The organism is Sutterella sp. (assembly GCF_052272535.1).
Classification (GTDB): domain Bacteria; phylum Pseudomonadota; class Gammaproteobacteria; order Burkholderiales; family Burkholderiaceae_F; genus Sutterella.
Window position 1 is genome coordinate 1 of sequence record NZ_DAVZJY010000105.1, and the last position, 8,079, is coordinate 8,079.

Here is an 8,079-nt window from a genome sequence, read left to right on the forward strand (position 1 = left end):
GCCCGCCCCGGCGGCGCGGCGCTTCACCGACTTCGACCTCTGAAGAGACACCCCATGACGAACGTCTTCGGCCGCTACGCCCCCTTCATTCAGGACTTCATCTACCGGAGCGGCTGGAGAAGGCTGCGCGCCATTCAGGCGGCCGCGGGCGACGCGATCTTTTCTACCGACGCCCACGTGCTCCTCTCGGCCTCCACCGCCTCCGGGAAGACCGAGGCCGCGTTCTTCCCGATCCTCACGCTCCTCTCGGAAATCCCGCCCGTGTCGGTGGGGGCGCTCTACATCGCGCCCTTGAAGGCCCTCATCAACGACCAGTTCGGGCGCCTGACCGACCTCTGCGCCGAGGCGGGGATCCCCGTCTGGGCCTGGCACGGCGACGTGCCGCAGTCGAGGAAGCGCAAGCTCATCGAGCACCCCTCGGGGGTGCTGCAGATCACGCCGGAGTCGCTCGAAGCGCTGCTCCTCAGAAAGCACTCCGCCGTTCCCGCGCTCTTCTCGAACCTGCAGTTCGTCGTGATCGACGAGATCCACTCGCTCATGCGCGGCGACCGCGGGCTGCAGACGATGTGCCTCATTGAACGCCTCTCGCGCCTCTCGGGAACGGACCCCCGCCGCATCGGGCTCTCGGCCACGATCGGCGACCTCGAGCGCGCCGCGGCCTTTCTGCGCGGCAAATCAACGCGCCCCGTCATCGTGCCCCGCGTCGCCTCGCCCCCGGTGAAGTGGCGCCTCTCGATGGAGCACTACTGGGTGGTTGCAGAGGAGAAGGAGTGTTCGAGCGCCTCGTCGCCCGGCGTCTCCGAACCCGCGCCGTCGCTCCCGGACGCGCCCGAGCCCGCCGCTCTTGGGGCGCAGGATGCCGGGCGGGCGCAGTCTGCAGACGCTGCGGATGCGGCGCAGGCGCAGGAGGCAACCAACACGCCCGCCGTCGAGATCGAACTCCCCGCCGAGGCGACGGACCCGCAGGCCTCGGCCACCGACCGGGCGCCCAAGGGGGCGGACCCCGGGCTCGCGGCGATCTTCGAGCACACCCGCGGGCGCAAGTGCCTCATCTTCTCGAACTCCCGCGAGGAGTGCGAGGCGGTGACCTCGACCCTGCGCGCCTACTGCGACCGTCGGGGAGAGCCCGATCGCTTTCTCATCCACCACGGGAACCTGTCGACGGCGATCCGCACGGAGGCCGAGGCCGCGATGAAGGACGACGCGGACAGGGCGTCGGTCTGCTCCACCGCGACCCTGGAGCTCGGGATCGACGTCGGGCGCCTCGAGCGCGCCTTCCAGATCGACGCGCCCTTTACGGTTTCGGGGTTCCTGCAGCGCATGGGCCGCACGGGCCGGCGTGGGGCGCCCCCCGAGATGTGGTTCGTGATGCGCGAGGACGAGCCCGAGCCCCGGGCGATGCTCCCCTCGACCATCCCCTGGAAGCTCCTCCAGGGGATCGGCCTCGTCGAAAGCTTCCGCCGGGACCGCTGGGTGGAGCCGCCGAACCTCCGGCGCCTCCCCTTCAGCCTCCTCTACCACCAGACGATGACGACCCTCGCCTCCGAGGGCGAGATGCGCCCGAAGGACCTCGCCGAGCGGGTGCTGGGGCTCTCGCCCTTCGCGCGGATCGAGCCGGCGGACTACCGCACGCTGCTCCTGCACCTCTTGGACACGGACCAGATCGAGCGCACCGAGCGCGGGGGATTGATCGTCGGGCTCGCGGGCGAGCGGCAGCTCGCGAGCTTCAAGTTCTACGCGGTCTTCCAGGAGAACGAGGAGTTCACGGTGCGCTCGCGCTCGCAGGAGCTGGGCACCATCGTGCAGCCGCCGCCCGCGGGCGAGAAGATCGCGATCGCCGGGCGCGTGTGGTTGGTCGAGGAGGTGGACGTGAAGCGCCACGTCGTCTGGTGCGACGAGGTGAAGGGGAAGGTTCCCGCCTTCTTCGGCCTCTGCCCGGGCGACATCCACACGCACGTGCTCGAAAAGATGTGCGAGGTGCTCCGCTCGACCGACGCGTACCCCTATCTGCTGCCGCACGCCGTGAAGCGCCTCGTCGAGGCGCGCACCGCCGCGCGGCGCACCGGCATGACCGAGCGCCCGCTCCTCCCCCTGGGCGATGGCCTCTGGTGCCTCTTTCCCTGGCTCGGCACCTACGCCTTCCTCGCCCTGGAGCGCCTCATCAAGATCCGCTGCGCGGCGGCGCTCAAGCTCTCGCACTTCGAGGTCTCGCGCCCCTACTTCATGTGCTTGCGCATGGAGGCGGACGCGCCGGACTTCTTCCGGGCGGCGGCCGCGGCCGCGCGGAGCCTCACCGACCCCATGGACCTCGTCTACCCGACCGAAGTTCCGGTCTTCGAGAAGTACGACGCGTTCGTGCCCGAGGAGCTCGTGAGGAAGGGCTTCGCCCAAGGCGTCCTCGGCGTCGAGGAGATGCGCGCGCGCGTGCTCTCCTGGGCGGCGGGCGGGCGCTTCCCGGAGGCGAAGGCGATCGAGGGCGCCGCAGATTTGGGCGACGTGCCGTATTGAGGCTCCGCCGTCGACCGGCCGAAGTGAAGGCCGGGACAAAGAGAAGACCGGGATCGCTCCCGGCCTTCTGATGAAATCACGAACGCGCCGGCGTGCGCTGTTCGTGCTTCCGTGCGCCTCAGTGCGCCTGCTGCGGGTGCGAAATGTCGGTGCGCGCCTCGCCCGGCTCGTGCGAGAGATCTTCGTAGGGGAGCACCGCACTGCCCGTCTTCATCAGAACGATGAGGCAGAACACGGCCGTGACGGTGACGAAGGCGCCGCCCACGAACGCGACCGGCGTGAAGCCGAAGTGCTGCGAGACGAGGCTCCCGACGAAGGCGCCGCCGCCGATGCCGATGTTGAAGATGCCCGAGTAGAGCGACGTTGCGACGTCCTGCGCGTCCGCGGCCACGTCAAGCACCACGGTTTGGAAGGCCATGCAGATCACGGTCTGTGCGGTGCCCCAGACCACGATGAGCGGCATGAGCGTGAGCCAGTTCGAGCAGAGGGGCACCACGAGGAAGAGCGTGAGGGCAAGCAGGATCAGGGGCGTCGTGAGGGTCGCGGACCGGTAGCGGTCCACGGTCTTCGAGGCCGCAACCGTGCCGATGATGCCCGCGAGCCCGTAGAGGAAGAGGACGTTCACGACGTCGTTTTCCGCCATCCCGCCCACGTGCTGCAGGATCGGGCTGATGTAGGAGTAGACCGTGAACTGCCCGAGCACCGTGACGGCCGTGAGGAAGTAGAGCTGCAGGAGCGCGGGGCGCTTGAGGATGACGGGGAGGCTCTTGATGCTGCCGGCCTTCGTGCTCGGGCAGGGCGGGAGCACGAACCAGAGGAGCACGAACGCGACGGCCGCGCCGATGCCGATGATGAAGAAGCTCTCGGCCCAGCCGAAGAGGTGGCCGAGCTGCGTGCCGATCGGGACGCCCAGGACGGTCGCGACGATGGTGCCGCCCATCACGATCGCGAGCCCCACGGCGCGCTTGCCCTTCGGGGCCATGCGGGCCGCGAGCGGCGTGATGATCGACCAGTAGATCGAGTGCATGAGCGCCACGCCCACGCGCGTGGCGTAGAGCGTCGCAAAGCTGTCCACGAAGATCACCGCGAAGTGGCAGCAGGCGAAGAAGGCGACGAGGAAGAGCAGGAGCTTGCGGCGTTCGAGCTTCGCCGTGGCGAGCGCGAGCGGAAGCGACATGATCGAGACCACCCAGGCGTAGCCCGTGATCACGAGGCCCATGAAGGACGTGGTCTCATGGAGGCTCTCGGCCATCTCAGGCAACAGCCCCACCGGGAGGAATTCGGAGGTGTTGAAGACGAACGTGGAGACGGCGAGGCACATGATGGGAAGCCATGCGCGAAAGCCCGTCTCAGGGCGCTGTTCATCAATCATGATTGCGTGTATGGGAAAAGTGAAGAAAGGGTCGGGGTCTTGACCAGCCGCGAATCGTAGCACCGACGCTCAGGGATTACCCGTAGTTTTGCGTTTGTGTTCGGAGAGTCGGCTGCGCTCGGGAAGGTGAGTTTTCCGCATGGAAGGCGGAGAATGTCTGAGGGGAGCGCGCGCGTCCCTAGAGCGCTCCGCCAGAATCCAGTCGTTTACTCCGGGAGGAATTCGGTCCATGCAGAGACGCGGTTTTCTTTCATGCTTTGCGGCCGGCGCCGTCGCGGCCATTCTCTACGCCGCGGACGCCGTCACGGCGGTGCGGGCGTTCGAGCCCGTCGCGCCCGAAGGAAAAATCTACGACAAGCTCGGCCGCTACCAGGGGCGGGTGACCGGGGACGGGCGCCGCTACGATTCGCTCGGGCGATACGAGGGAAGAACCACGGAGAACGGCCGCCGCTACGACCATCTTGGGCGCTATGCAGGGCGCGTGACCGAGAACGGCCGCTACTACGACGACCTCGGTCGCTATCAGGGGCGCGTCACGGAGGACGGGCGCCGCTACGACAGTCTCGGGCGCTACCTGGGGCGCACGGACGAATCGGGCCGCGCGTACGACGCGCTCGGCCGCTACAAAGGCCGCGTGGGCCGCTGAGGGGGCGCTGGAGAAGAGAAAGGGCGCTCCGCCCGCGCGGGGAGGAGCGCCCTCATGAGGGGCTGTGTTGGGCGGATTGCCCTCAGACTACTTCAGGTGGTCGAGGATCGACTTCGCGGGGTAGCCGAGCGACTGCGCGGCCACGACGACCTCGTCGGGCTTGAGGCGCAGCGCCGCGACGATCTTCTCGGCCGAGAAGCCCGTGCGCGCGACGCACGCCAGGCCCATCGCGGAGGCGGCGAGGTACACGGACTGGAGCTTCGCGCCCACGTCGAGGTGACAGGCGCGGATGCGCATTTCGCGCAGGTCCGCCTCGTCCACCGCGGCCTTCTTGATTTTCGGGGCGATCGTCTCGACGGCGTCCGTGAGGAGGCTCCGCGTGCGGGCGTAGTTCGTCACGAAGACGATCTCGAGGGGCGGGAGCGTGAGCTGGGCGTTCAGGAGGTACGTCTCCTCGCGCACGTCCTTCATCGCGCAGAAGAGGAGCCCGTTGCGTTCGGGCACCCAGAGCCAGATGCCGTTGGCCTTGAGGAGATAGACGTCGGTTTCGCGCCAGTCCAGCGCCGAAGGGGTAGTGCGCTTCCCGCCCTTGCGGTTGATGCCGTCGGCGGCGTAGAGCAGGTTGGCGACCACCTGGTCGGAGAGGGGTTCGTTGCTGAAGTTTCTCTGGCTGCGGCGGTTCTTCAGGGCGTCCATCAGGGACATGTCGAGTCCCGTGGGCGCGGGGAGCGGGCGGAAGATCTCGTCGTCGCGGCGCTTGGCGTGGCTCGCGAAGCGCCGGTTCACTTCGGCCTTCAGGTCCTCGAACTGGTCGCTGATCTCGGCTTTGAGGTTCGAGAGCCGGTTGATCGCTTTCTGAACTTTCTCAATGGACATGACGTTCGACGGAGGCCTCGGCGGACTGCATGTCCCGCAGGGGCCTCCCGTTCTTCAAAGTGGCCCCGCCCTGAGGGCGAGCGCGCCCGGATAGAATCGCCCGGAGCCGGAGGGAGCACCTCTCTTGAGGAAGACGCCCTCCCGCGGACGTTCGTCGAGTCGTTCAACGCGAAAAGGAGCGCGGTCGCCATGGCGGTGAAGGTGGAAAGGATAGAACAACCCGGAGGCGGCGTGAGCTTTCAGGTGACGGTTCCGCGGTACGCCGCGGACGCGTTCGAAGAGACGTTGAAGAGCCTTGCGGCTCTCGTCGACGCTCGGCCGCCCCTCACGGATTCGGCCTCCCTCTGGGCGAAGCCCGCCGCAAGGGAGCTTCCCGGAAAGCTTTTGAAGCGCCTGCGCACCGAGGCGGGCATGACCCAGAAGCAGGCGGCCGAAGCCTTCGGCACGACGCAGTCGCGGATTTCGGACTTCGAGATGGGCGTGCGCACGATTCCGCCCGAGGTCGCCGAGCGGCTCGCCCGGCGCTTCGGCGTTCAGGCGTCGGACTTCTCCGCGTCGGGCTTCCGAGCCTGACCGGTCTGGCCCGTCCGGTCAGCGCTCGGCGACGGGCCGGGAGGACGTCTGCGGCCGGATCGGGATCACCCGCGCGCCCGCAAAGAGCGCGTCGAAGTCGCCCGGGCCCGCGAGGTCCGCGAGCGTGAAGCGGTTGAGTTCCGCATAGAAGGCCTCGAGCCCTCCGTTGAGGATGCCCGGCAACCGGCATCCGGGCGCGATTCCGCAGGCGGGATCGGCGCAGTCGACGAGCGGGAGGTCCTCTTCGAGCGCGCGCACGACGTCCCCCAAGCGCAGCGCCCTGGAGTCGGGCGAGAGCTCTACGCCCCCGGAGCGCCCGCGGCGGTTCAGCACCCAACCGCGGCGGCCCAACTGATGCACCACCTTCACGACGTGGTTGTGCGTCCAGCCGATCCGGGCCGCAATCTCGGCGACGGTCGTGAGTTCGCCCGCGGGGCGTGTTGCAAGAAGCATCAGCACGCGCAGCGCGAGATCGGTGAATCGGGTGAGGCGCATCGAGGGATGTTTGTTGGAGAGTGGTGAGAAAGAGGCGGGAAGAATAGCGCAATGGGAATGCGAAGAAGGCCGGGCGGCGCGCTCTCCTCTGCGCGGTCGTCCGGCCTCCGGGGGCAAAACGGCTGAAGGCCGTGGGAGCGGCGCTCCGTCTGCGCACTGCGCCTTATTCGAGGCTGCCCGTGCTGAAGGTCTCCGTGTGGATGCGCGTCGGCAGCACGCCGATCTGCTGCAGGGCGCTCGACATCGCCTTCATGAAGTCGACCGGACCGCAGATGTAGAAGTCCGCGCCCGGATCCTGGCAGAAGCAGCGGATCTTGTCCACCGTGATGCGGCCTTCAACGTCGAAGTCCGTACCGAGATGGTCGTCGGGCCCGGGGGGTTGCGAAGTACACGCCCTTGGCGGCGTTGGGCATGCCCTTGATCGCGGCCTCGACGTCCTTGCGCAGCGGATAGTGGGCGCTGTTCTGCGTCGAATAGAGGAAGTGCACGGGGCGCAGCGGGTTCTCGGTCGCGAGCTCCTCGAGCATCGGGACGATCGGCGTGATGCCGATGCCCGCGGCGATGAGGACTATGGGCGACTCGGCCTTGACGTCGTCGAGCACGAAGGTGCCCGTCGAGGCGTCCCGCCTCACTGTGGAGCGCCTTCACCGTGACGCGTAGCATCGAGCCCGCCGGGGTCTGCGAGAGCGTGTACTGTCGCGGCTGCGTGAGGTTGAGGGCCTTCGAGTGGATGGATCGTCGTGTACTTGTCGAGCTTGTAGGCGGGCACCGGGCCGAAGTTGCTCGGAACAAAGTAGAAGAACTCGACGTCGGTGCATTCCTTCACGCGGTTGACGCACTGGAAGGAGCGTCAGCCGCTCCAACCGCCTTCCTTCGCCTCCAGCTGGACGTAGATCTCCTGCTCGGCATGGATGAGAATACCCGAGAGCTGTTCGTAGGCGACGCGCCAGGCTTCGACGATCTCCCCACTCCGCCAAGCCCGTACGCGGCATATGCTCGGACGCAGTGGTCCCTGACTTGACTCCTCAGAGAGCCCGTCTCGTTAAGCCAGCCTCCTCAATTCTGAAAGCGTTTCGCCTGATACTGTACCCGCGCTCGTTGGCGCGGATTTCATAGGATCCCACAAGTCTCCACGAAGCTTCATATAAAACTGCGGGAAGCGTTCCCGAAGACTGGCCATTTTCCCGCGTTCACGCTCGGCAATCCATTCCGTAAAAATCTGCACGCGGCGCTTTTCATAAGCCTCTTCTCGGGCGGAGACATAGCAGGACAATGTCGGACGATGCCAGCCGGGGAGCACCTGCACGAGCTGCTGATTTTCGAGTTCCTCCGCACAGTGAAAGAGCGGCAGATCCGGCACCACGCCGGCTCCGAGCATCAGAGCCGATTTCAGCGAATTGATGCTGTGCATGATGTTGGCCTTTTTCCAGCGCAGTTTTTCCGTGCGATCGCCCATCGTCAGCGCCTGCGTAGCGCTGCGGGTGGGACCGTTAATCAAAAGCCCCGTGTGACGCAGACAGTCCTCCGGCACGCGCGGCATACCGTAGCGCTTGATTTGACATCCTCTCCGCCCTGAAGGACGGAGATTCCCTACTGAGTCCTTACGCGT

The 8,079-nt window shown here is 67.0% G+C and carries 9 protein-coding genes; 3 read left to right on the plus strand and 6 right to left on the minus strand.

What is annotated here, in order from left to right:
• Nucleotides 1-54 precede the first annotated feature (54 nt).
• Nucleotides 55-2,508: a DEAD/DEAH box helicase gene (locus tag ACT6Y9_RS06605; protein ID WP_443743937.1), complete on the plus strand. Its 2,454-nt coding sequence runs from the start codon at nt 55-57 to the stop codon at nt 2,506-2,508.
• Nucleotides 2,509-2,626: 118 nt separating this feature from the next.
• On the opposite strand, the gene ACT6Y9_RS06610 is transcribed toward ACT6Y9_RS06605, so the two are convergent.
• Complete coding sequence (locus ACT6Y9_RS06610; RefSeq protein ID WP_295477332.1) at nt 2,627-3,880, minus strand: sugar transporter; 1,254 nt, start codon at nt 3,878-3,880, stop codon at nt 2,627-2,629.
• Nucleotides 3,881-4,109: 229 nt separating this feature from the next.
• Here ACT6Y9_RS06610 and ACT6Y9_RS06615 point away from each other — a divergent pair, with 229 nt between their 5' ends.
• Nucleotides 4,110-4,526 (plus strand): type IV secretion protein Rhs, encoded by a 417-nt coding sequence (locus tag ACT6Y9_RS06615; RefSeq protein WP_443743938.1) that lies wholly within the window; start codon nt 4,110-4,112, stop codon nt 4,524-4,526.
• An 87-nt stretch (nt 4,527-4,613) separates the two neighbouring features.
• On the opposite strand, the gene ACT6Y9_RS06620 is transcribed toward ACT6Y9_RS06615, so the two are convergent.
• On the minus strand, nt 4,614-5,402 hold the full coding sequence (locus ACT6Y9_RS06620) for a nitroreductase family protein (protein WP_443743939.1): 789 nt from the start codon (nt 5,400-5,402) through the stop codon (nt 4,614-4,616).
• A gap of 189 nt (nt 5,403-5,591) precedes the next feature.
• Between ACT6Y9_RS06620 and ACT6Y9_RS06625 the strand changes: the two genes are divergently transcribed.
• A complete protein-coding gene (locus tag ACT6Y9_RS06625; protein ID WP_443743940.1) occupies nt 5,592-5,975 on the plus strand; it encodes a helix-turn-helix domain-containing protein in 384 nt (127 codons plus the stop codon).
• Nucleotides 5,976-5,993: 18 nt separating this feature from the next.
• Here the strand turns inward: ACT6Y9_RS06625 and ACT6Y9_RS06630 are convergent, their stop codons facing one another.
• The 4 genes from ACT6Y9_RS06630 to ACT6Y9_RS06645 all read right to left on the minus strand — a co-directional run.
• Nucleotides 5,994-6,470 (minus strand): Rrf2 family transcriptional regulator, encoded by a 477-nt coding sequence (locus ACT6Y9_RS06630; RefSeq protein ID WP_443743941.1) that lies wholly within the window; start codon nt 6,468-6,470, stop codon nt 5,994-5,996.
• A gap of 163 nt (nt 6,471-6,633) precedes the next feature.
• On the minus strand, nt 6,634-6,792 hold the full coding sequence (locus tag ACT6Y9_RS06635; protein WP_443743942.1) for a hypothetical protein: 159 nt from the start codon (nt 6,790-6,792) through the stop codon (nt 6,634-6,636).
• A 13-nt stretch (nt 6,793-6,805) separates the two neighbouring features.
• Nucleotides 6,806-7,102 (minus strand): hypothetical protein, encoded by a 297-nt coding sequence (locus ACT6Y9_RS06640; RefSeq protein ID WP_443743943.1) that lies wholly within the window; start codon nt 7,100-7,102, stop codon nt 6,806-6,808.
• Nucleotides 7,103-7,512: 410 nt separating this feature from the next.
• A partial coding sequence (locus tag ACT6Y9_RS06645) for a LysR substrate-binding domain-containing protein (RefSeq protein ID WP_443743944.1) occupies nt 7,513-8,079 on the minus strand: 567 nt, incomplete at its 5' end.